22 protein-coding genes, 2 tRNA genes, 1 other RNA gene, 1 pseudogene and 1 riboswitch are annotated in these 24,063 nt (G+C 46.8%); of the genes and pseudogenes, 23 read left to right on the forward strand and 3 right to left on the reverse strand.

Going from position 1 to position 24,063, the window contains the following annotated elements:
- The first annotated feature begins 1 nt into the window (after position 1).
- The 9 genes and pseudogenes from ACTNCH_RS10190 (at position 2) to ACTNCH_RS10230 (ending at position 12,366) form a co-directional block, all read left to right on the forward strand.
- Positions 2 to 1,474, forward strand: a complete 1,473-nt coding sequence (locus tag ACTNCH_RS10190; protein ID WP_441019359.1) for a hypothetical protein — start codon at positions 2 to 4, stop codon at positions 1,472 to 1,474.
- On the forward strand, positions 1,474 to 6,219 hold the full coding sequence (locus ACTNCH_RS10195) for an FtsK/SpoIIIE domain-containing protein (RefSeq protein ID WP_441019360.1): 4,746 nt from the start codon (positions 1,474 to 1,476) through the stop codon (positions 6,217 to 6,219). Before ACTNCH_RS10190 ends, ACTNCH_RS10195 begins: the two co-directional genes overlap by 1 nt.
- Before the next feature lie 19 nt (positions 6,220 to 6,238).
- Positions 6,239 to 6,928, forward strand: coding sequence for a DNA/RNA nuclease SfsA (locus ACTNCH_RS10200; RefSeq protein WP_441038343.1), 690 nt, complete (start codon positions 6,239 to 6,241; stop codon positions 6,926 to 6,928).
- Between the two features lie 274 nt (positions 6,929 to 7,202).
- Positions 7,203 to 8,237: a virulence RhuM family protein gene (locus ACTNCH_RS10205; protein ID WP_441019362.1), complete on the forward strand. Its 1,035-nt coding sequence runs from the start codon at positions 7,203 to 7,205 to the stop codon at positions 8,235 to 8,237.
- Positions 8,238 to 8,716: 479 nt separating this feature from the next.
- Entirely contained in the window at positions 8,717 to 8,908 is a 192-nt protein-coding gene (locus tag ACTNCH_RS10210; protein ID WP_441019363.1) for a hypothetical protein, read from the forward strand.
- A 113-nt stretch (positions 8,909 to 9,021) separates the two neighbouring features.
- A complete protein-coding gene (locus ACTNCH_RS10215; protein WP_441019364.1) occupies positions 9,022 to 10,971 on the forward strand; it encodes a recombinase family protein in 1,950 nt (649 codons plus the stop codon).
- Positions 10,946 to 11,521, forward strand: a pseudogene (locus tag ACTNCH_RS10220) (ABC transporter substrate-binding protein); the annotation flags it as partial. The gene ACTNCH_RS10215 and the pseudogene ACTNCH_RS10220, both read left to right, overlap by 26 nt.
- A 90-nt stretch (positions 11,522 to 11,611) precedes the next feature.
- Positions 11,612 to 11,914, forward strand: a complete 303-nt coding sequence (locus tag ACTNCH_RS10225; protein ID WP_441019365.1) for a YerC/YecD family TrpR-related protein — start codon at positions 11,612 to 11,614, stop codon at positions 11,912 to 11,914.
- Between the two features lie 14 nt (positions 11,915 to 11,928).
- The gene (locus tag ACTNCH_RS10230) at positions 11,929 to 12,366 is read left to right on the forward strand and encodes an RrF2 family transcriptional regulator (protein ID WP_441019366.1); all 438 of its coding nucleotides are present in this window, start codon (positions 11,929 to 11,931) and stop codon (positions 12,364 to 12,366) included.
- 60 nt (positions 12,367 to 12,426) lie between these two features.
- Here ACTNCH_RS10230 and ACTNCH_RS10235 read toward each other — a convergent pair whose 3' ends face one another.
- Positions 12,427 to 13,302 carry a homocysteine S-methyltransferase family protein gene (locus ACTNCH_RS10235; protein ID WP_441019367.1) on the reverse strand — a complete coding sequence of 292 codons (876 nt, stop codon included), beginning with the start codon at positions 13,300 to 13,302 and terminating at the stop codon, positions 12,427 to 12,429.
- 179 nt (positions 13,303 to 13,481) lie between these two features.
- Here ACTNCH_RS10235 and rnpB point away from each other — a divergent pair.
- Positions 13,482 to 13,850: RNase P RNA component class A (gene rnpB / locus ACTNCH_RS10240), an RNA gene on the forward strand.
- Between the two features lie 112 nt (positions 13,851 to 13,962).
- Here rnpB and ACTNCH_RS10245 read toward each other — a convergent pair.
- The gene (locus ACTNCH_RS10245) at positions 13,963 to 14,376 is read right to left on the reverse strand and encodes a PH domain-containing protein (RefSeq protein WP_441019368.1); all 414 of its coding nucleotides are present in this window, start codon (positions 14,374 to 14,376) and stop codon (positions 13,963 to 13,965) included.
- A gap of 219 nt (positions 14,377 to 14,595) precedes the next feature.
- Between ACTNCH_RS10245 and pyrB the strand changes: the two genes are divergently transcribed.
- Both pyrB and ACTNCH_RS10255 read left to right on the forward strand, forming a co-directional pair.
- Positions 14,596 to 15,525: an aspartate carbamoyltransferase gene (gene pyrB / locus ACTNCH_RS10250; RefSeq protein ID WP_441019369.1), complete on the forward strand. Its 930-nt coding sequence runs from the start codon at positions 14,596 to 14,598 to the stop codon at positions 15,523 to 15,525.
- Positions 15,513 to 15,944, forward strand: coding sequence for an aspartate carbamoyltransferase regulatory subunit (locus ACTNCH_RS10255; protein ID WP_441019370.1), 432 nt, complete (start codon positions 15,513 to 15,515; stop codon positions 15,942 to 15,944). Before pyrB ends, ACTNCH_RS10255 begins: the two co-directional genes overlap by 13 nt.
- 8 nt (positions 15,945 to 15,952) lie before the next feature.
- Here the strand turns inward: ACTNCH_RS10255 and ACTNCH_RS10260 are convergent, their stop codons facing one another.
- A complete protein-coding gene (locus ACTNCH_RS10260; RefSeq protein WP_441019371.1) occupies positions 15,953 to 16,357 on the reverse strand; it encodes a putative ABC transporter permease in 405 nt (134 codons plus the stop codon).
- A gap of 89 nt (positions 16,358 to 16,446) precedes the next feature.
- Positions 16,447 to 16,575: riboswitch (FMN riboswitch) on the forward strand.
- Between the two features lie 113 nt (positions 16,576 to 16,688).
- On the opposite strand from ACTNCH_RS10260, the gene ACTNCH_RS10265 reads away from it, so the two are divergent.
- The 11 genes from ACTNCH_RS10265 (at position 16,689) to ACTNCH_RS10315 (ending at position 23,846) form a co-directional block, all read left to right on the forward strand.
- On the forward strand, positions 16,689 to 17,411 hold the full coding sequence (locus ACTNCH_RS10265; RefSeq protein ID WP_441019372.1) for an ECF transporter S component: 723 nt from the start codon (positions 16,689 to 16,691) through the stop codon (positions 17,409 to 17,411).
- A 158-nt stretch (positions 17,412 to 17,569) separates the two neighbouring features.
- A complete protein-coding gene (tsaE, locus tag ACTNCH_RS10270) occupies positions 17,570 to 17,998 on the forward strand; it encodes a tRNA (adenosine(37)-N6)-threonylcarbamoyltransferase complex ATPase subunit type 1 TsaE (protein ID WP_158364642.1) in 429 nt (142 codons plus the stop codon).
- Position 17,999: 1 nt separating this feature from the next.
- Complete coding sequence (gene tsaB / locus ACTNCH_RS10275) at positions 18,000 to 18,761, forward strand: tRNA (adenosine(37)-N6)-threonylcarbamoyltransferase complex dimerization subunit type 1 TsaB (protein WP_441019373.1); 762 nt, start codon at positions 18,000 to 18,002, stop codon at positions 18,759 to 18,761.
- Positions 18,758 to 19,198: a ribosomal protein S18-alanine N-acetyltransferase gene (rimI, locus tag ACTNCH_RS10280; protein ID WP_441019374.1), complete on the forward strand. Its 441-nt coding sequence runs from the start codon at positions 18,758 to 18,760 to the stop codon at positions 19,196 to 19,198. Before tsaB ends, rimI begins: the two co-directional genes overlap by 4 nt.
- Positions 19,199 to 19,344: 146 nt before the next feature.
- Complete coding sequence (locus ACTNCH_RS10285) at positions 19,345 to 19,593, forward strand: hypothetical protein (RefSeq protein WP_441019375.1); 249 nt, start codon at positions 19,345 to 19,347, stop codon at positions 19,591 to 19,593.
- A gap of 23 nt (positions 19,594 to 19,616) precedes the next feature.
- Positions 19,617 to 20,534: a ribonuclease Z gene (locus ACTNCH_RS10290; RefSeq protein ID WP_441019376.1), complete on the forward strand. Its 918-nt coding sequence runs from the start codon at positions 19,617 to 19,619 to the stop codon at positions 20,532 to 20,534.
- Positions 20,531 to 21,571, forward strand: a complete 1,041-nt coding sequence (tsaD, locus tag ACTNCH_RS10295; protein ID WP_441019377.1) for a tRNA (adenosine(37)-N6)-threonylcarbamoyltransferase complex transferase subunit TsaD — start codon at positions 20,531 to 20,533, stop codon at positions 21,569 to 21,571. The genes ACTNCH_RS10290 and tsaD overlap by 4 nt, the downstream gene beginning before the upstream one ends.
- A 15-nt stretch (positions 21,572 to 21,586) precedes the next feature.
- Complete coding sequence (gene ispD / locus ACTNCH_RS10300) at positions 21,587 to 22,309, forward strand: 2-C-methyl-D-erythritol 4-phosphate cytidylyltransferase (RefSeq protein WP_441019378.1); 723 nt, start codon at positions 21,587 to 21,589, stop codon at positions 22,307 to 22,309.
- Positions 22,310 to 22,366: 57 nt separating this feature from the next.
- Positions 22,367 to 23,509: a glycerate kinase family protein gene (locus ACTNCH_RS10305; protein ID WP_441019380.1), complete on the forward strand. Its 1,143-nt coding sequence runs from the start codon at positions 22,367 to 22,369 to the stop codon at positions 23,507 to 23,509.
- 100 nt (positions 23,510 to 23,609) lie between these two features.
- Positions 23,610 to 23,695: transfer RNA gene (locus tag ACTNCH_RS10310), tRNA-Ser, on the forward strand.
- Positions 23,696 to 23,756: 61 nt separating this feature from the next.
- Positions 23,757 to 23,846, forward strand: a tRNA-Ser gene (locus ACTNCH_RS10315).
- Positions 23,847 to 24,063 lie beyond the last annotated feature (217 nt).

The following is a 24,063-nucleotide window of genomic DNA, read 5'->3' on the forward strand; positions in this document are numbered from 1 at the left end:
CATGGGTGAGCAAATAAATCTTCATTCTTTTAGAAAAGAAGTCGATAGCACATATGTTGGTTTTACGCCTAATGGTGGCTCAATTAAGCCTGTCCATGTTGCCAGCGGAGTTCAGAGATGTATATATGGCGGCTACAACACTACAATGCAGATAAAGAGACTTGCTTTAGTATCAGATGCTAAGGGTAATGTACCTGCCGGAAGTGAACTCGAAACGATATATTCTGTACTTGCTGAAAATGAGACAATTGAGGATGGAATCACTGAAGGCTCTGTTGAATCCATGCGAAATGTTATGCAGAGATTGCTTTCTGCAGATAAGGGCGTATATGTAGTAAAGGGGCTTAAGGATGATATGATATCCTTTACTGCTGGCTCAAAGTATTTCCTGACAAGAACCTCCATCTATGAGGATACAGGAGAGTTTATTGGCGGTTTGATTCGTTCTTACTGTCCGCAATTAGCAGAATACATTAAAGAACTGCTCGATAAGGCAAATGACCCGATTTCTCTTCTCTTTGAACCGGTTTTAGAAAGCTCTATGCAGGTGTTTGAGAAGAACAGACATGAGGATTTACCGGCATTTAAGGCTCCCAATGATGCTGTAAAGTGGTATTTGAAGGGCCTCAATGAAAGCGGCTTATGCCTGATGAAAAATCTGAAGCAGCATCCAAATACATTAACGCAGCTGCGTCTTTTCAATTTCTTCTGTATTTTTCAGTTGATTCGTTATATGGCGCTTCTTGAAGCTTTTTATTGCGGCGAAAATATTAGACCGGTTCTGCTGGACTTTTCAGGTATGGTTCCCAGTCAAAGTAGCGTAGCGCGTGCATCGGAGATGGCATACACACAGATGCATAAATCCATCAATCGTTTTTATGCGTGGGGCTATGCGCAGAAGCTCAAGGAAAAGGATTACAGCAAAGAGGCTCTGTTGGAATCAGAAACTCCTGTTTATGACGAAAAGAAAAAGGCCTCAGTTGAACTTGATACCCTGTGGGCGTTGGCAAAGGAACGTGCAAGCGCGTGCACAACAGATGATGCGGTTAGGCTTGTATTTGGCGAGACTATGTACGACATGCTGGCATTAGAAGCATCATCACATCCGGTCAACTGCCTTAAAATTCTGGGAACCTCTGCAGGCGTATTATATCCGCCAGATAAAATGCACCCCAATAAAAGATTTGTATTGTCGCAGGATATTTTGGAGATGATACTTCGTAGTACCGTAAGTCCGGACGAGATACTCAGCGGAAGTGATGTGAGAAATCGCTTATGGGAGCGTTTTGGGATTATTGTTGGAGGTAGTACATACGAGCTTGAGAAACTCCAGAATAGCGGCATGCTTCTGCAGATTGACGAGGATTCCCTCGAACGAAATTATACTTCCTTTGCGGTATTACTTGAATCTATGGACTATGCTGAGGTAATGGCAGACGGCATTCTTCAGATTCGGTTAGGAGGTTCGGATTGATGATAGATAAGCAAAGCCTTGTTATAGGCCTGTTAATAGAAAAGATGGCGGATTCCAAGGTCGGAATTCTTGCTAAAGGAATTGACGATATTCAGCCTGACGAAATAGCGGTTGAATTGTCTTCTCAAAGAAAATCTCATGTTTACATCGCGGCAGTAGGATATGGTATTTCTGCAGATGTTGAAGAAGCAGAGTATACCTTAACACCATCCATCGAGAAGGCTGTCCTGTGGAGAAGCTTTCCTGAGTATGCAGGAAGCATTGTTGTGTTTATAAAAACCGATACGGACAAGCTACATTCTCTTGCTGAGTTTGATGTTATTTCGTTAAAGGATGTTTCAAAATATCTTCTGGAACAGCAGATTACCAATGAAAGTAATACACCTACACAGAATTTCTGGCGTGCACTGCAGCAGACCTCAGATTATTATCCTTTTGAGGCTATCATGGAATTTGTACAGGCAGTTTCAAATGAAGGGACTGCTGCAGAAGCTATACCCAATAATATGTGGAGATTGAACCTTCTGTGTGATGCCGACATTCTTGGAACAAAATACAAGTCAGATGAACGTTTGACCCGAAATCGCGAGCTGATTTTTGCTATTGGACAGTTAAGTGAGGATTCTCGTAAAAAGCTTAGTCGTTCATTAGCAAGAACAAAGGGAGAAGATAGAGCTCGTCTGCAAAATGCATATAACCTTCTTCAGAACCTTTATAAATACGGAAATCGGGATACTCTAAGACAGTTGGACTTTGCAACAGTACAGGATCTGTTTTCTGCTTCAAAGGCCAATGAATCTAAGAAAAAGAAGAAGAATCCGCCTAAAACTCCAGAGGAAACTGGAATCGATACACCTGATGTAACCTCAGAAGCAGCACCTATCCGCCCAAAGGAGTTGGGACAGCTGATTTCTGATGCGATTGTTAATGGTGACGAGGAAGATACTGCCGCTGTCAAAGAATTGCTTGAGGAACTGAAAAAGCATTTTGACCCAGAAACAGAAGAAAATAATGATAGTATTCCTACCATCAGTGGCGTTTTTGATGATAGAACTATAGTTATCGAAAACCATCAGTCAGATTTGAGAAAGCTTGTTGGAACCGTTTGTAATGAGACTGCATGGGGCGGCTTAATGGAAACAGAAGAAAGTGTCCTTAAGGATGCAATCTCTGCAGATATTAAAAGCTTCAGTCCTTTTAATCCTGTGGGCACAGAATCTATGGTGGCTTTCCACGGTGGAATCGATGGTAGTCAGTCCTTGTTTGATTTCATCACACAGTTTGATGCTCAGTTTAAGGCTAAGAATATTGAAACCGCTGAGATGTTCATTCCTATTATCGAGGAACTGCTGACATTTCGAGGCAAACTGCTTAGTAATTTGGATATGATAATGTATTATCCTGTCCTTAGCTTTGGCGTTGATGAAGAGTCCCGTCAAACACTTATTGGATATATTGAGGCATGGGCAAAACTATATCATGCCTTCAGTATTAACGAGCCTGTTATGCGAGAGATGAGCCCAAGTAGCACTAGCTTTATTGCAAGAGCTCTATTATTGCTTGATGTATTGTATGTTAAAACTCCAAAGGAATGGAAGGCCATTCTCCTTCCACTACATCCAATCTTCTTGTGGCGATACTATGAGATTTTCAAAACTCTCCCTTCAAAGAAGGCACAACTCAGTGAAGATGATGCGACTGCTTTGACTGCTGTATTAACCCAGCTTCCTCAAATTTTGAGCTTTGTTATTGCTAACAGCATTGTTACTGAAACTTCGGATGACAAGGTTTTACCATGCTCCGGAAATATTGAAATGCTGCCAACCTTTGAAAACAAGACCAATAGATATTTGGGCGATGACGGAACACAGTCGATTGGAGAAATTCTGACACGATGGATTGGTTTTGCCCCGTACACTAAAAATGAGATTAGAATTTGTTCTGTCGACGCTCCAGACCTGATTGCTAATATTCGTGCAATTAAGTCCTTTATGGACAAGAATGGCTGCGAAAGAGTGGTTTATGACGTATACTTGACAAGAAAGCAGAACGGAAATACCGAACTTTCAAAGCTGGATTACTCTGGTAAGGATTATGAAATTGGCGAATTTATACGACAGAATAAGATTGCTATTAGTATTCGCAATGTAGAATCTGCAAGTGAAGTAAAGACTGCTCTTTCTGAAAAGCCGGTTCATGTCGCATTCTATTTCGACCAGTCTGCATACGCAATTGAATTTGGACCAAACAATAAGAATCTGTATATTAATCCGCTTGTTGTTACCTATGATTATGATTTTGATGAAATTCAGCATAGAGGAAGCATTTTCCCTTCGTCTGAAATGGATTCTGGGTTAATCGGAGACTACCATAAGCTGATGAAGTCAGCCGATGTTATTAGTAACAACATGAATCCGCGCACAACATACAATGGAAGCACAGATATGACAGCGGTGGTTTCTACCATTCAGGAGGGCATGGTTCAGTGGTTGGTTGCTGCTGATAGGGACACAAATAATTATGACCCTCATGGTGCCATTCCAATTGGAGAAATGCAGTACGACCGTCGCATGGTAAATGTATGGGCATCCAGTGACTCCAGAATTATTACACAGTATTTAACTATGCTTCGTGCCTACAATTTGTATCCGAAGCCAGAGACGCTTATTGGTATTTTGAAAAACTTCGGTCATATTGCGTCTAATGGTCTCATCAGCATTCCTAAGTTCGGTGCCGATGCACAAGCCATAGACAATAAGAAAAAGGGCCTCATTGGAACTCTTTTTGCTGCATCATGGTATACGAGAAATAATGAGAATTCACTTGTAGCCTCTCTTGATGATGATAAGGCTCGCCTGTGGCTTCAGGATAGTCGTTTCGGAAACGAACGCGCTGACCTTGTTGGTCTGAAGTACATTGCAGAAACCAACACCCTGTTAATCCAGCCAATAGAGGTTAAAACAAGGGATGAATCGCCGGATGCCACCATTACAAAGGGTGATGACGGAAGACAGTTAATTTCTGGCCATGCTGCTGGACAAATTGCGTCAATTGTAGGAATGCTTAAGGAGATTTTTTTTGTTGATGAAAACTCCTCTGATATGTTTATCTCTGCAAGGCGAGAAGTTCTTAAATATCAGATTGTATCCGAATGCTTCAGAAATGTTCATGACTCTGAGTGGCAGAAGAGATGGTGCGCAATTTTGAAAAAGGCTTTCGGAAACGGAGCGAGCGGAAATATTAATATTCAGGTTTCAGGTTTACTCATGCATATTAAGCTGAGTGAGGTTTCTGGTGGCAAGGTTGTTCAGTGTGTCTATGCAGATGCAGATGAAGGGCCGATTGAATATAGGGATTGTCCGATTGAATATAGATTGTTAAGCGCAAAGGAAATACAGCAAGAGGTGCTTGGAGAAGGAACCGTTCTGAAGGAAACACTTGTAGCGGATTATGATTCCGATGAGGTCCCTGAACCAAATGAGGAAGGAATAGTCATCTATGAATTTGGAAATCCATCATACCCTATGGTGGCGGAGCAGCAATCTAAATATAAGGCAGAACTACAAGAATCTGTTGCTAACGTAGTATCAGTTCAAACAGACCCAGTCAAGATGGGAGTTTCAGAGAAAAAAGACGAATTGAAGGATGCTTCAATCGAAGAAATTGAACAACTGGTAAAAGACTTCAAACGCTCTTGCGGCGATTATCATGTTAGCCTTCGCGAGTGTGAGGCAAAATCCAGTGTAGTTGGCCCAAGTGTTATTCGGCTCAAGTTTAAGCTTGGACGTGGTCAGTCTTTACAAGGATTAGCAAGTCACCTTGAGGATATCGGGCGTGAAATGAAGCGAACTGGCGTTATTATTCAGCAGGTTCCAAATTCAGATGAATTGCTGCTGGACGTTCCAAGGCTCCATAGGGAGAAGGTTCTCTTTAAGGATGTCATTAGTTCTATTCCAGCGGTAACATCGCCAGAGCAATTGTTCTTCCCACTTGGTAGAACACCAAATGGAAAGGATTTGATTGAGGATTTAAGTCAAATGCCTCATATGCTTGTTGGCGGTAGCACTGGTTCAGGTAAGTCAGTATTTCTATTTACAATGCTTGCGTCAATGTTGATGACTCATCCTAAGAAAGAGGATATGCAGTTAATTTTGTCATCCTCAAAATTGGAGGACTTTATCCATTTTGATGGTCTTCCTCATTTATATTCAGGAAGAATCATCTCTGATGCAACTGAAGCTACGAAGGTAATCAAAGAAGTTATTTTTGAAGAGTCAGAACGTAGAGGTAGACTCCTTGCCGAAGCGAGGGTCGCGAATATTATCGAATATAATAAAAAGGTAACAGAAAAGCTTGCTCCAATCGTTGTAGTAATTGATGAGTTCGCAGATTTGGCTGATCAATTGGAAACAACAAAAGAAAAGAATGCTTTTTATAAGCCTGTTCAGAGAATTGCTCAAGCAGGAAGAAGTAGAGGTATCCATCTTGTAATTTGTACGCAAAGGCCGGAAGCGAAACTTGTTCCATCGACAACGAAGGCACAATTGAATGGCCGTGTTGCCCTTCGCGTCAATGATGGTATTTCTTCAAGAATGATAATTGAGGAGCCTGATGCGCAATATCTTCAGAAGCATGGAGATATGATTTATCGTAATGGAGATATTGTCGAGCGTGCACAGGGTTATCTGATTGAAATTGAAGAGTTGGACAAAATTGTAGATGATGTAATCCATGGTAGAATCTAAGAGAGGTGGTGTGTAGCAGGTGACGGATATAAAATCTATTGACTATGTATATGGAACCTTTCAGATGGAAATTAAGAACAGGTTCTTATGTAGCGTAAACATTAATGGAGAGGAAGTGACCTGCTATATTCCATCATCCTGTAGGCTTAGTAATTTTATCGATATGACCGGCAGAGTGGTTTTGCTTAAGCCAATAAAAACTCCTAATGCAAGAACACGATATGCGGTGTATGCTGTAAAATACCGAAAAAACTTTATTTTACTAAATTTAGCACAGGTAAATAGAATGATAGAGGCGCAAATTCGCCGAAGGTATTTTTCGTTTTTGGGAATGAGAAAAAACGTGCAGCGTGAATATAAGATAGGAAACTACAAAACAGATCTTTTTATTCACGATACGAATACGTTAATTGAAATAAAAAGTACATTAGCTTTTTCAAGGGAATCAACCTTTCCGACGGTGTATTCTGAAAGAGCTGTCAAACAACTAAAAGAAATATCCAGATTATTGGATGTTGGATACCGTGCTTGTTATGTTCTGGTTTCCCTAAACCCATCAGTGAAAGAAATAGTGATTAATACAGAGGTAAAAGATTACTATAATGCTTTTAGTGAATGTGTAGAAAAAGGAATGACGTATTGTGCGTTTTCAACACAGCTGCGAGAGGTGACTCCAGAATTGCATGCTAAAATTAAAGTTACTGTATAACCATTGCACTAATCGTCAGGTCAATAGGTAATCACATAGGTGAACATCAGGATGATTTGGAGCAAATTATGAAACAATCCTTTTATGCTCAGACAGAAGAGTTAAGTTGAAATTGTGGAACTTTGAATTCGCGCATAATATTGTGCGTGCTTAAGAAAGCTCATTCTGATTTGGAACTTAAGGAAGAGTGAACTATAACCCCGATTCGCAGAGGAGCAACTGGATCAGATTGAAGAAGGACTAGATATAGTGATAAGAAAGGAAGGCACTTCATTTGGCAAAGAAAAAAGATGAAATAACCATCCGTTCCAGCGCAGCAGAATACTTAACCTATGTTGCTTCTATTGGTGATCAGCAGGACAGCGTAGAGATGCGCTATGAGGATGAGAATATATGGCTGACACAGAAGATGATGGCCACATTATATGACGTGGATGTTCGAACTATAAATTATCACGTTAAAAAAATATTTGATGATAGTGAACTGCAAGAGAATTCAGTTATCCGAAAATTTCGGATAACTGCCGCCGATGGAAAAAGCTACAGCACAAATCATTACTCCTTGGAGATGATCATTGCCGTAGGCTTTAAGGTCAATTCCGAGCGTGCGGTTCAGTTCCGTAAATGGGTCAATCAAATCGCAAAAGATTACACCATCAAAGGCTGGGTCATGGATGATGAACGGTTAAAACGCGGAACCTATCTGACGGAAAAGTATTTCGATGAGCAATTGGAGCGCATTCGTGAGATTCGGGCAAGCGAAAGAAAATTTTATCAGAAGATCACTGACCTGTATGCTACAGCCATTGATTACGATAAAAATTCTGCAACCACAAGAAGATTCTATGCAACTGTTCAGAATAAAATGCATTATGCAGTTCATGGACATACGGCAGCGGAGCTGATCGTGGAAAGAGCAGATCACACAAAAGAGCATATGGGTTTAACGACTTGGGCAGATGCTCCCGAAGGAAAGATTAAGAAAAGTGATGTCACAGTTGCTAAGAATTATTTGAGTCAGGATGAAATGAAGCAGCTGAACCGCATGGTTACGGCATACCTGGATTTTGCGGAAAACATGACGTTAAGACATATTCCCCTTACAATGCAGGATTGGGAAAAAAGGCTTAATAGCTTTATCGAAATGTTTGATTATGGCATTTTACAGGATGCGGGGAAGGTGACGGCTGAAATTGCAAAGCTTCATGCAGAAACAGAATTTGAAAAATATCGCGTCATTCAGGATCGATTGTTTATGTCCGATTTTGATAAGTACATGCTTGAATTAGAGGAAAACGCAAAAAATTAGAAATATGACGGCAAAAAGCGACGGCACTCTCCCAAAATGCCGTCAAAACCTGCCGTCAAATTCAAAAAAGTGACGGCAGAAAATGCCGTCATTCAGAAAATATCGAAAATCATGACGGCAAAAAGTGCCGTCAAATCCAAAAAGTGGCGGCAAAAAATGCCGTCATACATCAAAAGTGACGGCAAAATCTGCCGTCATTTCACATTATCAGGGGTTTCAGGGGCTTTTCCCCTGACCAGAAGCATTTTGGCGGTGACGTCACAAATGCGTATCTGGCAAGAGACTCCGAATTTATGAAGAAAAATCCTAGCGTATCTGCCACGTAATTCTGCGTGCTTCTCGGTATAAAGAAATCTCCCACTCCATTCTACAATCATCTCATCCCACAAACAAAAATAACCCAGCGGACAGGCAAGCCCACCCCACAGTTTTCATACAAATAAAGCAAGCCCATCCGCGTCACAGGATGTAGAATGGAGATGATACATGTAAGAAAACCAACCTATTATTTCTGGAAATCCCCAGGTGCTTCACAGGAGCAGTTTCAAAGACAATATGACCTGCTAAAGCGCTGCGGCTTCCGGATTGCCCTTTACACAGACGGGCCGGAACAGAAGGATATCCGGAAAGCGCTGAAAACCTTGATACGAAATCACTGGGAAGATTCCTGAATAAAAATTCTTGCAATCCCTATTTACAAATAGTCGCCCTCGATATATCATATAATTACATGGTGCTTGAATAAAAATATTCAAACAAGTAACAAACGGAAAGGATAAAAAACATGACCGCAGGCTACGTCCGTCTCTCCCGCGACGACGATAAAAAGAACTACGTCTCCATCGAGAATCAGAAACTCATCATCACCCAGTACGCCGCCGACCACGGCGCAGTCATTGACCGTTGGTACGAGGATGACGGCGTTTCCGGCTACATCTTCGACCGCCCGGGCTTTCAGCAGATGATGGCGGATTTGGATCAGGACGTGGATACGGTGTACGTGAAGGACTTCTCCCGTTTGGGCCGCCACAACGCCAAGGTGTTGCTGCTTCTGGACGAGTTTCAGGAACGGGGAAAGCATCTGATTGTCATTGATGATAATTATGATTCCATGGATTCTAGCGACGACACAGTAGGAATCAAGACCTGGTTCAATGAGCGATATGTGAAGGATACCAGCAAAAAAATCAAGCAGGCCATCGGAGCCAGACAGAAGGAAGGGACGCTGATGACTCAGCCGCCCTTCGGGTACTGTCGGGATGCCAAGGATAAAACAGTTTTGAACATCGTCCCCAAGGAGGCAGAATCTGTGAAGCTGGTCTACGACCTGTATCTGTCCGGTTCCGGCTATCGCAAGATAGCTGCCTACCTGACGGAGCAAGGCGTTCCCACGCCCTCCATGGCGCGCCGGGAACGGGAGCTTGCGGAAGGCCGTGTCAGTAAAAAGCGGATTGCTACCGAGTGGTCGGATAGCATGATCAAGGATTTGCTGGACAATGATTTCTACATCGGCACCTTCCGCCTGAAAAAGCGCTCCAGAAATACCGTCCATGGCAAGGATAAGCGCGTCCCCAGGGACGAACAGTGTATTTTTGAAAATCACCATCCGGCCATCATCGACCGGGCGACCTTTTCGCTGGTGCAGGAGCTGAAGGAGAAGCGCAACCGCACCAATTACCGCGGCAGCCATGGTCAGTGGCTTGGATCGGAGATTCCGAATCCCTTTGGCAGCTGCCTGTTCTGCAAGGACTGCGGAAGCCGCCTGACGCCTATTAAGCGGAAGAACAGCAGCGGCGAGCGGAAATATTATATCTGCACCACCTACAACACCAAGGGCAGGCGTTACTGTGAGAAAGCCCATCTCATTGAAGAAAATGATTTGATGGAGGACGTACTGAATTATATCCGCCTTTGCCGGAACGCCCTCTGCGAGGTGATTGCCGCCTATGATTTGAAGGATTTCGAGGCAGAAATCCAGTCGGTGGAAGAGAAGCGTCAGAGTATCCGGGCGGAGATAGGGGAACGCAAGAGCCAGCTCAAGACACTTCTGGCCCAGAAGGTTCGGGATCTGACTATGGCAGCAGGAAATGAGAAACTGGTGAGCGACACCTACGAGTCCATCCAGAAGGATTTGCTGGCCCAGATTCACGGTCTGGAGCTGCGCCTGAAGGAGCTGGACGCAACCACACTGGAGACGCCGGACGTGAAGGATAAGTTGAGAAGTGCTTTGGATGTGGTGGATAAAATCATTGCCGGAGGCAGACTGGATCGCCGGGACATTGAGCTGCTGATCGAGCGTATCGACGTGGACGCCGACGGTCTGCCGGAGATTACCCTGAAATACGGCCTGTCCGGTCTTATCAGCTACAATCCTGCCGACGAGATGAACCGCCGGGAAAATACGATGATCGCTGTGGTTATGAAGCTCATTATGGAGGACGAACGGGGTTACACCTCCGCCAAGTATCTGTCTGAGCATCTGACCTCCCTGGGATTCAAGAAAACCAAGCAGAGCATCCTGCCCTACATCCGCCTAATGAAGGAACTGGGCATTTTGATAGACACAGATAACCCCTTAAAGCCCTACGAGATCGTAAAGCCGAAAGCAGAGATAGAGCCTCTGATCCGTGATTTCCTCCCGGATATCCGGCCTGAAATCACCGCTGCGCAGTTATCCGAACAATATTTACATAGTATAACGACTGACAGGTGGCATGCCACAGATGGTCTTTGAATATATCCTAAAAAAGAACAGCCTGGACCCAGCCACGGATCTGCATATCGATCAGAGCATCGATTTTGGCTCCACTGCCGCAGCCTTCTCTGGCGGACAGGGAGATTTTACCGTAGAATTCGAGCCGGGCGCTTCGACTTTGGAAAAAGAAGGAAAAGGCTATGTAGTAGCGTCGCTTGGGGTGGATTCCGGGTATGTGCCTTATACAGCCTACAGCGCGAAGCAGAGTTATCTGAAGGCCCATCCGGAAGTGATCCAGGGATTTACCAATGCGCTTCAGAAGGGCATGACTTACGTGCAGAATCATACTCCGGAGGAGATAGCCCGGGTGATAGCGCCGCAGTTCAAAGAAACAGAACTGGAGGATATCATTACAATTGTGAGCCGCTATTATGAGCAGGATACCTGGAAAGACAATCTGATTTTTGAGAAAAAGAGCTTTGAGCTTCTGCAGGATATCCTGGCAGAGGCCGGGGAACTGGCGGAGCGGGTACCTTACGAAAACCTGGTGACGAGGGAATATGCGGAAACAGCAGAAAAAAATAATTAAGGATTTATAAATTGTGATTCTCTTCTGGATTTTAATCTTTTACTGTGTTAAAATAAGAATATCTTTGATAAATACAAGAAGGGGAAAGCTATGAACAAGAAAATTAGAACGGAGTCCGTTGATTTCCTGTTTGACGCAATTTTAAGTCTCAAGAACAAGGAAGAGTGTTATACATTTTTTGAAGATGTATGTACCATCAACGAGCTGCTTTCACTTTCTCAGCGCTTCGAGGTCGCGAAGATGCTGCGGGAGCAGAAGACGTATCTGGAGATTGCTGAGAAGACGGGAGCTTCCACAGCAACCATCAGCCGCGTAAACCGGTCGTTAAATTATGGGGAAGACGGTTACGATATGGTGTTTGAACGTCTGGAGAAAAAAGAAACAAAAGAGTAATAAGGGAGTAGAAAATGAAGATTTCGACCAAGGGGCGTTACGCGCTTCGTTTTATGTTGGATTTAGCCGCAAACAGCGAGGGAAGATATGTGCCGCTGAAGGAGATTTCAGCACGGCAGGGAATTTCCTTGAAGTACCTGGAGCAGATTGTGTCTCAGTTCGGGAAGCTGGGCATGCTGGAGAGCGTCCGGGGACCGCAGGGCGGCTATCGTCTGGCAAAGCAACCGAAGGATTATACTATCGGAGAGATCTTGCGGTATGCCGAGGGTGAACTGGCGCCGGTTGCATGTCTGGAGCAGGAGATTAATACTTGTCCCCGACAGGCAGAGTGTGTGACATTGCCATTCTGGAAAGGACTCTATCAGGTGATCACAGAGTATGTGGACAGTGTGACGCTGGAGGATTTACTGGAGCAGCAAAAAGAAAGATCCGGAAACGATTTCTGCATCTGAATAAAAATAGAATAGAATCAGGAAAACCCGGCAATTCGCCGGGTTTTCTTATATGCTTCCCTAAGAAAGAGCCTTCTTTAATTCCTGGATGAATTCCGGCGTTGTGCCACAGCAGCCGCCAAGGAAGGAAGCGCCTGCGTCTCGAAGCCTCAGCATACTTCTGGCAAATTCGTCTGGAGCCATGCTGTAAACAGCTTCTCCGGTTTCCGGAGAGATGGTGGGCATTCCCGCGTTGGGTTTGGCGATAACCGGAATGGACACTCTCTGGCGGATACCGGCGATGACAGACTCCAGCTGATCCGGACCGGTGGAGCAGTTACAGCCTACGGCGAAAGCGCCCATGGCTTCCAGCTCCTCTACGGCATCAAATACATTACCTCCGAAGAACAGGCTGCCGTCAGCTTCCATGGTCAGGGAGCAGAGCACCGGCAGATCACAGACTGCCTGGGCCGCATCCAGGATAACCAGGGTTTCATTGGAGGCCAGCATAGTTTCTGCTACCAGAAGATCGACGCCTGCGTCAGCCAGATAGGAAATCTGTTCTTTATAGGACTCAAACAGATCTTCATATTTCATAGGTCCCAGGGGTTCCATCAGCTTTCCGGTGGTAGTCAGATCTCCGGCCACCAGAACCTGATTGCCGACTGCCTTCCGGGACAGACCCACCAGAGTATGATTCAGGCGCTCTGTCTCAGCCTCCAGTCCGTGGGTGGCGAGACTGATGGGATTAGCCATAAAGGTGGGGGCATAGACGATGTCAGAACCTGCCTCCGCATAGGCTTTCTGCAGTTCAATGATTGTATTCGGATGCTCGGCTACCCATTGTTCGGTGCAGATGCCCTTTGGCATACCGGCTTTCATCAGATTGGATCCCGTCGCTCCGTCGAGAATCAGTGTTTCGTTTCCAAGGCGTTTCGTCAGTTCTTCTTTTGTCATTATGTGCCTCCTTTTTATCCAGGTACTGTCTGAAACAGCATAAACTCTGATTTGCAGAATTCTTTTTTTCTCATCATAGTGGAAATTAGGTTGTCCGTCAAGAAACTTTGGAGAAAAATAGCGTGACAGCGGAAATCGGTACTTGCATGGGAAAAATCCCCGTGTTATACTGAAACACGCAGGTAAAGCAGATGTTCGCGGCTGGCAGGCCGAAAGGTGCCAAGTGAGGAAAGTCCGGGCTCCACAGGGCAGGACGCCGGATAACGTCCGGCGGAGGCAACTCCAGGGACAGTGCAACAGAGAGATACCGCGTCAGCAATCCCAGGTATCCTGGGTTTATTGCCGGCGTAAGGGTGGAAAGGCAGTGTAAGAGACTACCGTCCGTCTGGTAACAGGCGGAGCCATGTAAACCCCGTCCGGAGCAAGACCGAAACGAGACATAACCCGGCCCGGGTGTCTCAGGTGGGTCGCTTGAGCCTGTCGGTGACGACAGGACTAGATAGATGAACATCCAACGACATAACCCGGCTTATCGCTTTGCCTGAACAAAAACGGCGGGCCGGTCGGAAAAGATTTTCCACGTTCGGGGATAATTAGTCCCTTTTTAGGAAAGTTTTTTCCGATCGGCCCGCCGTTTTTCTGGCTTTCGTCTGTATTTAATTAGTGCATATGCGGCAGATCGCAGTCGTCGTGGAAATCATGGCAATTATGGAAATCGTCATGATCCGGCATAGCGCCGATATTCTGAGTATTGAGGGTACGCCGCTTCATTCTTTGGTCCTCAGACTGCTGCAGGATAAAATCCTTGATAGCCCGGGCGTTTTTGATATGGGCAAGTTCCAGCTTCGGATGAGTCACATCACCGGTATTGCAGATGACAGTGCCAAGCCCTGCGATACGTTCAAACAGGCTGGAGGTCAGAGTTACATCCTGAATCTTGTACATATAGCAGTCATCCTCCTTGCGGTTCAGAAGACCCTGATCGATGGTAACAATCTCTTCTGTAATGGTATAGGTTGTAAAAGTAAAGGGGAGACCTAAAAATACCCAACGCTTTTTTTCTTTAAATTCCATAATACATGCCTCTCTTTCCGGCAAAACGGAAAACAACCTTCCGCATGCCCTAGAATCTGAATTTCTGCAGTAATTTTGCGGCATTAGTAATGAAACCGCTCCTAAATAAAAGTATACTGGAAAAACTCAGAATTTGCAAAAGATATTTGTTGAAATCTGGAAGGGTTTGATGTAATATATTACGAGACAAAAATTAACAAAGCCAAGTGGGAGGTTAGTATGAGACATCTTATGAGCCCGCTGGATTTTTCTGTGGATGAAGTGGCACAGATTTTGGATCTTGCCAGCGACATCGAGAAGAATCCTGCAAAATACGCGCACGCCTGTGACGGAAAAGTTCTGGCGACCTTGTTTTATGAACCGAGTACAAGAACAAGACTTAGTTTTGAATCTGCAATGATCCATTTAGGCGGTCAGGTCTTAGGGTTTTCCAGTGCGGCATCCAGTTCCGCATCCAAAGGAGAAAGTGTTTCTGATACAATTCGTATGATTTCCTGTTATGCTGATATATGTGCAATGCGGCACCCGAAAGAGGGAGCTCCGATGGTTGCGTCTGCAGTTTCCGGTATTCCGGTGATTAACGCAGGTGATGGCGGTCATCAGCATCCGACACAGACTCTTACAGATTTAATGACCATCCGTTCCCTGAAGGGACGTCTGGATCATCTGACCATCGGCCTCTGCGGCGACCTGAAATTCGGTCGTACCGTACATTCCCTGGTGAAAGCGCTGGTCCGCTATGAGAACATTAATTTTGTATTTATTTCCCCGGAGGAGCTTCGGATTCCCAGCTATATCCGTGAGGAGGTGCTGGACGCCAATGGTAAAAAATACCAGGAGGTAGAGCGCCTGGAAGATGTGATTGGCGACCTGGATCTGCTGTACATGACCCGTGTACAGAGAGAGCGTTTCTTCAACGAAGAGGATTACGTTCGTCTGAAAGACTTCTATATTTTAAATAAGGCGAAAATGGATCTGGCGAAGCCGGATATGCTGGTTCTGCATCCGCTGCCCAGAGTCAATGAGATTTCTGTGGAAGTGGATAACGATCCGAGAGCCGCGTATTTCAAACAGGTACAGTATGGTGTCTATGTCAGAATGGCGCTGATTCTCACATTACTGGAGGTGAATGTATCATGTCAATGTTAAGTGTAGGACGTATTTCAGAAGGCTTTGTACTGGATCATATCCAGGCGGGCAAGAGCATGGAAATTTACAAGTATCTGAACCTGGACAAGCTGGACTGCACCGTGGCGATTATCAAGAATGCCCGCAGTGAAAAGATGGGAAAGAAAGACCTGATGAAGATCGAGTGTCCCATCGATTACATTGACATGGATGTGCTGGGCTTTATCGATCACAACATTACGGTTAATATTGTAGAGAATGAGAAGGTAACAGAGAAGAAAACCCTGTTCCTTCCGAAGGAGATCCGGAATATTGTAAAATGTAAGAATCCCCGCTGCATTACTTCTATCGAGCAGGAGCTGGATCAGGTTTTTGTCCTGACGGATCCGCGCAAAGAGGTATACCGCTGCAAGTACTGTGAAGAAAAGTACGAGAGGTAAGAAAGGGCCTAAAGAGTTGGAGATTTGTTCAGCAGCTTCTCATAGAGCAGACCGGTCAGAAACCAGACCGGAGCGTAATCAAGCCTTATGACGCCGTTCACATTCCATTTTGCGCGGCTGTAATCCCAGGGACATACGCCCAGCTTTTTCAGGAGGCTCCCGCTCACATACTCCGTCAGAAAAATAGCGCCGGTATAGACACAGCCGCGAAACCAGATACTTCTCCCGCGGAGATGTCTGGAGAGAGGCGCAAGCAGAAAGGCCATGCCGTAAATCGGGAACATCCAGATGGAGGAATGGCCCATGAGCTTCATCTGGCGCCGCTGCAGTGATTTTAAACCTGTCCAGAAGATTTCCAGACACCAGCCCAGAAGGCCGCATAAAATAAATCTGTTTCTTATCCTTTTCATCATAGAAACAGGGTGTGCGGAAACCGGAAGGATTATACAAAAAACACTTGCGCTTTTTTTCGGACGGGATTATAATACTCATCAGAATATGGTTAATTCTTCAGGGCAGGGTGCAATTCCCGACCGGCGGTAAAGTCCGCGAGCCGTGTGTCTGTAAGGCGTATGGCCGAATCGGTGAGATTCCGATACCGACAGTAAAGTCTGGATGAGAGAAGAAAAACAGAGCGTAGTTTTATTTGCTTTGCTTTTTTTGCCCTGAGTGCGGTTGTGCTCAGGGCTTTTTTTCGAAGAATTATCCTTTCTAATTTTTATTCAGAAAAGGAGAATCTGTAACATGTTAAATCTGATGCAAAGTGTAAAGGACAACGTAGCGTTTCTGGGAGTCTGCCTGCTGATTGCAGTGGCTATTTTTGTGGTGGCCAGCGTGACGGAGAAAGCTCTTCGCAAGAAAAACTCCATGCCCCGGACCAATTCCCCGGCCCGCCGTGTGGCATTGGTCGGCGTATTTTCCGCAATTGCGGCAGTACTGATGCTCTTTGAGCTGCCCCTGTGGTTCGCTCCCAGCTTCTATGAGCTGGACTTCAGTGAGATCCCGGTACTGATCTGTGCCTTTGCCATGGGACCGGTGGCAGGTGTAGCGACCGAGCTCTGTAAGGTGCTCTTAAAGCTGGTGCTCAAGGGAACCACCACAGCCTTTGTAGGAGATTTCGCTAATTTTGTAGTGGGTTGCAGCCTGGTGCTTCCGGCGTCTATTCTCTATTACATAAAAAAGAACCGGAAAATGGCGATCGCAGGCCTGGCGGTGGGTACACTGGTAATGACAATTTTTGGAAGCGGATTCAACGCCCTTTATCTGCTGCCGAAATTCTCAGAGCTTTTCGGAATGCCCATGGAAGCTATCATCGGAATGGGAACCGCGATCAATAGTCATATCCAGAGTGTCTGGACCTTGGTATTCTTCGCGGTGGTACCCTTTAATATCCTGAAGGGAATTGTGGTTTCCGCTATCACCATGCTGCTTTACAAGCACATCAGCCCAATTCTGAAAAAGCATTAGGCGGATGCGGAATAACTGGACAGTGTAAAAGGGAAATGCTATAATAAAGCCGCAGAAACGGCAAAAAACAGAGCCTCGCAGTATCTGCGGGGCTCTTTATTGCGTGAGGGAGTTTTAGATGGAAACTCCCCGGATAGATTTTATGACGAGGTAAAAACATGATCACAGAGACATTTTCAGAAACAGACACCAGAGCTCTTGGTGAAAAGCTGGGCCGGGAAGCCCTTCCCGGAACCGTCTACACCTTGACCGGAGACCTGGGCGTGGGCAAGACCGTATTTACCCAGGGCTTTGCAAAGGGACTGGGCGTCACCGAGCATGTGAACAGCCCTACGTTCACGATTGTGCAGGAGTATGAGGAAGGACGCCTTCCGTTTTATCATTTTGACGTATACCGGATCGGTGATATAGAAGAAATGGATGAGATTGGTTATGAGGATTATTTTTATGGGGACGGCGTCTGCCTGATTGAGTGGGCGGAGCTGATTGAAGAGCTGATTCCCAAAAAGCATACGGCGATCCGGATAGAGAAGGATTTGGAGAAGGGCTTTGATTACCGAAAAATAACCCTGGAGGAGAGAGAATAAGATGAAGATATTAGGACTGGACAGCTCCGGACTGGTAGCGTCCGTAGCGGTGGTAGAGGACGACGGAGTGAACAGCAATCTCCTTGCGGAGTACACGGTCAATTATAAAAAGACCCATTCCCAGACGCTGCTTCCCATGCTGGATGAGATTGCGAAAATGATTGAGCTGGATCTGGGCAGTATTGACGCCATCGCAGTGGCAGGAGGTCCCGGATCCTTTACAGGCTTACGCATCGGTTCTGCCACAGCCAAGGGACTGGGGCTGGCATTGGACAAGCCGTTGGTACACATTCCTACGGTAGACGCCCTGGCTTATAATTTATATGGAACAGACAAAATCATCTGCCCGCTGATGGACGCCCGCAGAAATCAGGTCTACACCGGCATTTATGAATTTCAGGGTGAGGAACTGGTGGCACTGGAGCCTCAGATGGCAGTCGGCATTGAAGAAATTGCGGAAAAGTTATGTAAACTTGGAAGAGACGTGATTTTCCTGGGTGACGGTGTACCGGTGTTCCGTCAGGTATTAACGGACGAGCTTATGAAGGGAGTCGCCTTTTCCTTCGCCCCGGCCCATGTGAATAAGCAGCGGGCAGCGGCGGTAGCCATGCTCGCGGTTTCTTATGTCCGCGCCGGAAAGACAGAGACAGCGGCAGAGCATCGCCCGGATTATCTGCGCCTGTCCCAGGCAGAGCGGGAACGCGCAGAGCAGGAGAGATTGAAAAGAGAGCAGAAAACGCAGGCGTCAGGAGAGCAGGCATGAGCGAGCCGGAAATCCGCCTTATGGAGGAAGCAGATCTGGCAGAGGTAGCGGCTATTGAGCGGGAAGCGATCGCTCCGCCCTGGTCAGAGGAAGCCTTCCGGGAAAGCCTGGGACTGCCCCACACGATTCTGCTGACAGCGGTAAAGGACGGCCAGATTGTAGGCTACTGCGTCTGCTATCAGAGCTTTGAAGAAGGGGAAATCACCAACGTGGCGGTAAAGAAGGAGCTGCGTGGGCAGGGAATTGCCGGAAAGCTTCTGGAAAAATTAGGTTCCTACGGAAAGGAACGGGGGCTGGAGCGCTATATCCTGGAGGTGCGCGCCGGCAATGAACCGGCCATTCATCTGTATGAACGGAGCGGCTTTACCCGGGTGGGAATCCGGAAGGGCTTTTATGAGCAGCCGGTAGAGGACGCTGTGATTATGGTAAAAGGTTGACATAAGATTGACAGCTATTTCCACTAGGCAGAAAAAAACGGATTAGGTAGAATATTCACGTAAAATAAAAACGTAGAGTCCGGTCGCGCGCCAGAGGATAGCGCGGCGGAATGACACAGGGCTGCGAAAGCGGCGGGAGGAATAAGATGCGTGAGTATAAGACGACAGAGACAAGAATTTTAACCAGACTGATTTGCAACTGCTGCGGTAAAGTTGTTGCCCTGCGCGGCGGTATTCCCATGGAGGGGGTCTGCACTGTGCGGCAAAGCTGGGGCTATCCGTCCGAAAAGGATGGAGAACAGGACAGCTTTGACCTGTGCGAGGCATGTTATGACCGCATTACCGGGCAGTTTAAAGTCCCTGTAACGCGGACAGAACAGATCGAATGGTTATAAGATAGGAAGATTAGGAGACAGGAATGTTAGATGTATGTTTACTGGGAAGCGGAGGCATGATGCCGCTGCCCTATCGCTGGCTTACAGCGCTGATGATGCGATATAACGGAAGCAGTGTACTGATAGACTGCGGAGAGGGAACGCAGATAGCGGTAAAGGAAAAGGGCTGGAGCTTTAAGCCCATTGATGTGATCTGCTTTACCCATTTCCACGGGGATCATATCAGCGGCCTGCCGGGGCTTCTGCTTACCATGGGAAATGCGGAGCGGACGGAACCTCTGACGTTAGTGGGACCCAAGGGGCTGGAACGGGTGGTCAACGCCTTACGCGTCATCGCGCCGGAGCTTCCCTTTCCCATTGAATTTATCGAATTGACAAAGGCGGAAGAGGAGCTGGAGCTGAACGGTTATCACATCAAAGCATTCCGGGTCAATCATAATGTGACCTGTTACGGTTATTCCATTGAGATTAAGCGGGCGGGCAAATTCAATCTGGAGCAGGCTCAGAGCCTGAACATTCCGAAAAAATTCTGGAATCGTCTGCAGAAGGGGGAAACCATCGAGGCAGACGGAACGGTGTATACGCCGGATATGGTTATGGGAGCGCCCCGGAAGGGTATTAAGCTGGTATATTGTACGGATACCCGGCCTACAGAGTCCATTTCCAGAAATGCGAAGGACGCGGATCTTTTTATCTGCGAGGGTATGTATGGCGAGAAGGACAAGCAGGCGAAAGCAGTCGCCAATAAGCACATGACCTTTTACGAAGCAGCCCGTCTTGCGAAAGAGGCAGATGTGAAGGAGATGTGGCTGACCCATTACAGTCCGTCGCTGACACGCCCGGAAGAATATATGGACGAGGTACGCAAGATATTCCCGCGCGCAGTAGCCGGAAAGGACAGAAAATCCGCAGAGCTGGATTTTGAGGATGAAGAAAAATGAGTGAGACGATGAATACAAAAAAAGATATCTATATATTGGGAATTGAGAGCTCCTGTGATGAGACAGCGGCTTCCGTGGTAAAAAATGGCCGGGAGGTGCTGTCCAACGTGATTTCCTCCCAGATAGATCTGCACACCCTGTACGGCGGCGTGGTTCCGGAGATCGCGTCCCGGAAGCATATCGAGCGCATCAATCAGGTCATTGAAGAAGCATTGACTACGGCAAATATGACACTGGACGATCTGGACGCCATCGGCGTCACCTATGGTCCGGGGCTGGTGGGCGCGCTGCTGGTGGGCGTGGCCGAGGCAAAAGCCATCAGTTATGCAAAAAAGCTGCCGCTGGTGGGCGTACATCATATTGAAGGACATATTTCCGCCAATTATATCGAAAATCCGGATCTGGAGCCGCCCTTTGTGTGCCTGGTGGTATCCGGCGGACATACCCATCTGGTCGTTGTGCGGGATTATGGAAAATACGAGATTCTGGGACGGACCCGTGACGACGCGGCCGGAGAGGCCTTTGATAAAGTGGCCCGCGCCATTGGCCTGGGTTATCCGGGCGGTCCGAAGATTGATAAGATTTCCAAAGAGGGCAATCCGGATGCCATCGCGTTTCCGCGTCCGAAATTCGAGGATTCTCCTTATGATTTCAGCTTCAGCGGCCTGAAATCTGCCGTACTGAATTATCTGAACGGCTGCCAGATGAAGGGCGTAGAGATCAACCGGGCCGACGTGGCGGCTTCTTTCCAGAAGGCAGTCTGCGACGTACTGGTGGAGCATGCCATGATTGCAGTGAAGGAAAGCGGCCTCAATAAATTTGCCATTGCCGGCGGCGTGGCGTCCAATTCCGCTCTTCGTGCGGCCTTCGAGAAGGCGTGTGCGGAGCGCCAGATCGAATTTTATCATCCGTCTCCGATTTTCTGTACGGACAACGCGGCAATGATTGGATCGGCAGCTTATTATGAATTTATTGCGGGAAAACGGGACGGTCTTGACTTGAACGCGGTTCCCAATCTGAAATTAGGCGAGCGGTAGGCAGGAGAACAAAAGATGAAAAGAAAAGCGTGTACAGCCATTGTCCTGGCAGCAGGTCAGGGAAAACGGATGGGCGGCGACGTCCACAAGCAGTTTCTGGAGCTTCTGGGCCATCCGGTGGTCTATTATTCCATCCGAACTTTTCAGGAATCCCCATTGATCGACCGGATTCTTCTTGTAACCGGCGAGACAGAAATAGATTATGTCCAATCAGAAATCGTGGAGAAATACCATTTTGATAAGGTGTGTGCAGTCGCGGCAGGCGGTCATGAGCGCTACGCTTCGGTCTGGAACGGCCTCAAAGCGCTTGAAAAAAGCCTGAGTGAAGAAGAAAAGGATGGCTTTGTATTCATTCACGACGGCGTGCGCCCTTTTATAAATGAAGAAATTCTGCGCCGCGCCTTTGACGCGGTAGAAGCATATCATGCCTGCGTAGTCGGCATGCCCAGTAAAGATACGGTCAAAATCGCCGACGCCGATGGTTTTGTGTCCGAAACTCCGGCCCGCAGCCGAGTATGGAATGTGCAGACCCCGCAGGTATTTGATTTCCGTCTGGCTTATAAGGCCTATGCGGCTCTGGAGCAGAGCGGCCGCAGTGATGTGACGGATGACGCCATGATTGTGGAAGCATTTACGGATACAAAGGTGAAGCTGGTGGAAGGATCCTACGAGAATATCAAGCTGACCACGCCGGAGGATCTGAAGATCGCCGCGACCTTTTTGCATAATCAGAAATAGGGTATTCGTAGAAGCAAAGGAAACTTATATTCGGAAAATCAGGAGAACAGGACAGTGATGAAATTTCTGTTTGCGTCAGATTCATTCAAAGGAACATTATCCAGTGAAGATACGGGAAGGCTTCTGACCAGGGCCGCAAAAGAGGTATTTCCCTCCTGCAGCTGCGAAGGTATTCCGGTGGCTGACGGCGGGGAAGGAACAGCGGATGCAGTGATCAAAGCAGTGCAGGGAGAAAAGCTCTATGTCGAGGTTTCGGATCCCCTCATGCAGAATCGAACCGCTTATTATGGAAAGCTGGATGAGAACAGGGCAATCATTGAGATGGCGCTTGCTTCCGGCTATGCCCTTGTGCCATTGGAAAAGAAGAATCCCCTGTATACAAGCTCCTACGGAACCGGCGAACTGATTCGTGACGCCCTGGACAGAGGCTTTCGTGATATCACCATTGCCATCGGCGGATCCGCCACCAATGACGGCGGTATGGGCTGTATGCGCGCGCTGGGCATCCGTTTCCTTGACCGGGAGGGTCGGGAACTTATGGGAAATGGTTCCGATCTGGAACATCTGGCTGAAATAGATGACAGTGGACTGGACAGCCGGCTTGCGGATACCCGTTTTACGGTTATGTGCGATGTGACGAATCCTCTCTGTGGAGAACATGGGGCTACTTATACCTTTGGCCCGCAGAAGGGCGGGACGCCGGAGATATTGGAACGTCTTGAGCGCGGCATGGAGAATTACCGGGATATCCTTATCCGAACATATGGAATTAATCCGGATACCATTCCGGGATCCGGAGCAGCAGGAGGATTGGGCGCGGCGCTGCTGGTATTCCTTCGCGCAGAGCTTCGCTCCGGCATCGAGACTGTACTGGATTTGATCGGGTTTGACAGCCGACTGGAGGATGTATCTCTGGTAGTAACCGGGGAGGGCTGTACCGACTGGCAGTCCTGTTATGGCAAAGTGGTACAGGGAGTGGGCGATCGCTGTCTGCGCCGCAGGGTTCCTGCAGTAGCTCTGGTGGGAGGCATGGGAGAAGGCGCGGAACAGATTTATGAGCATGGAATTCTTTCTATATTAACTACGGTAAATGGTTTCATGTCTGCCGAGACTGCCTTTGTCAACGCGGAAACCCTGTATTATCAGGCTGCTTTGCGCCTGTTCCGTCTGCTGAAAGCAGGGCAAAAGATAGGTTCGTAAAGAAAACATAAAAAAATTGAAAAAAGTTGTTGACATTGTCGACTAGTGATGATAAAATACATTTTGTCGCCACGCAAGGGCGGAAAACACGTCAGAGTGTGGAGAGGTATCGAAGTGGTCATAACGAGGCGGTCTTGAAAACCGTTTGTCCGAAAGGGCGCGTGGGTTCGAATCCCACCCTCTCCGTTAGTTACCACTGATACAGCGGTGACAACATAATATTCGATTTGAAGAAATCGAGCATCTTGGAGAAGTACCCAAGCTGGCCGAAGGGGCTCCCCTGGAAAGGGAGTAGGTCGTTAATAGCGGCGCAAGGGTTCAAATCCCTTCTTCTCCGCTTAGTTTTGAAAATATCAAAAACAATCGAAAAAAGTTGAAAAAAGTACTTGACAATCGGTTGCAAACATGATAATATATCAAAACTGACTCGCAAGAGCGAGCACAACGAACCTTGATAACTGAACAGTGTAAACCTTGAAAATTCTAAGAGAATGAATTCAAGAACAGTTCGATTCTTAGTAATAAGAACGAACACCTTTTAACAGTAATACGGG

Origin of the sequence: Candidatus Merdisoma sp. HCP28S3_D10, from assembly GCF_052065835.1 — a bacterium.
In the GTDB taxonomy this organism is placed as follows: domain Bacteria; phylum Bacillota; class Clostridia; order Lachnospirales; family Lachnospiraceae; genus Laedolimicola.

Excerpts from the sequence above, each read along its gene's own strand:
- ACTNCH_RS10190 (WP_441019359.1), top strand. The coding sequence starts at position 2 with ATGGGTGAGCAAATAAATCTTCATTCTTTTAGAAAAGAAGTCGATAGC.
- ACTNCH_RS10195 (WP_441019360.1), top strand. The coding sequence starts at position 1,474 with ATGATAGATAAGCAAAGCCTTGTTATAGGCCTGTTAATAGAAAAGATG.
- ACTNCH_RS10210 (WP_441019363.1), top strand. The coding sequence starts at position 8,717 with ATGATACATGTAAGAAAACCAACCTATTATTTCTGGAAATCCCCAGGT.
- ACTNCH_RS10215 (WP_441019364.1), top strand. The coding sequence starts at position 9,022 with ATGACCGCAGGCTACGTCCGTCTCTCCCGCGACGACGATAAAAAGAAC.
- ACTNCH_RS10225 (WP_441019365.1), top strand. The coding sequence starts at position 11,612 with ATGAACAAGAAAATTAGAACGGAGTCCGTTGATTTCCTGTTTGACGCA.
- ACTNCH_RS10230 (WP_441019366.1), top strand. The coding sequence starts at position 11,929 with ATGAAGATTTCGACCAAGGGGCGTTACGCGCTTCGTTTTATGTTGGAT.
- ACTNCH_RS10235 (WP_441019367.1), bottom strand. The coding sequence starts at position 13,302 with ATGACAAAAGAAGAACTGACGAAACGCCTTGGAAACGAAACACTGATT.
- ACTNCH_RS10245 (WP_441019368.1), bottom strand. The coding sequence starts at position 14,376 with ATGGAATTTAAAGAAAAAAAGCGTTGGGTATTTTTAGGTCTCCCCTTT.
- pyrB (WP_441019369.1), top strand. The coding sequence starts at position 14,596 with ATGAGACATCTTATGAGCCCGCTGGATTTTTCTGTGGATGAAGTGGCA.
- ACTNCH_RS10255 (WP_441019370.1), top strand. The coding sequence starts at position 15,513 with ATGTCAATGTTAAGTGTAGGACGTATTTCAGAAGGCTTTGTACTGGAT.
- ACTNCH_RS10260 (WP_441019371.1), bottom strand. The coding sequence starts at position 16,357 with ATGATGAAAAGGATAAGAAACAGATTTATTTTATGCGGCCTTCTGGGC.
- ACTNCH_RS10265 (WP_441019372.1), top strand. The coding sequence starts at position 16,689 with ATGTTAAATCTGATGCAAAGTGTAAAGGACAACGTAGCGTTTCTGGGA.
- tsaE (WP_158364642.1), top strand. The coding sequence starts at position 17,570 with ATGATCACAGAGACATTTTCAGAAACAGACACCAGAGCTCTTGGTGAA.
- tsaB (WP_441019373.1), top strand. The coding sequence starts at position 18,000 with ATGAAGATATTAGGACTGGACAGCTCCGGACTGGTAGCGTCCGTAGCG.
- rimI (WP_441019374.1), top strand. The coding sequence starts at position 18,758 with ATGAGCGAGCCGGAAATCCGCCTTATGGAGGAAGCAGATCTGGCAGAG.
- ACTNCH_RS10285 (WP_441019375.1), top strand. The coding sequence starts at position 19,345 with ATGCGTGAGTATAAGACGACAGAGACAAGAATTTTAACCAGACTGATT.
- ACTNCH_RS10290 (WP_441019376.1), top strand. The coding sequence starts at position 19,617 with ATGTTAGATGTATGTTTACTGGGAAGCGGAGGCATGATGCCGCTGCCC.
- tsaD (WP_441019377.1), top strand. The coding sequence starts at position 20,531 with ATGAGTGAGACGATGAATACAAAAAAAGATATCTATATATTGGGAATT.
- ispD (WP_441019378.1), top strand. The coding sequence starts at position 21,587 with ATGAAAAGAAAAGCGTGTACAGCCATTGTCCTGGCAGCAGGTCAGGGA.
- ACTNCH_RS10305 (WP_441019380.1), top strand. The coding sequence starts at position 22,367 with ATGAAATTTCTGTTTGCGTCAGATTCATTCAAAGGAACATTATCCAGT.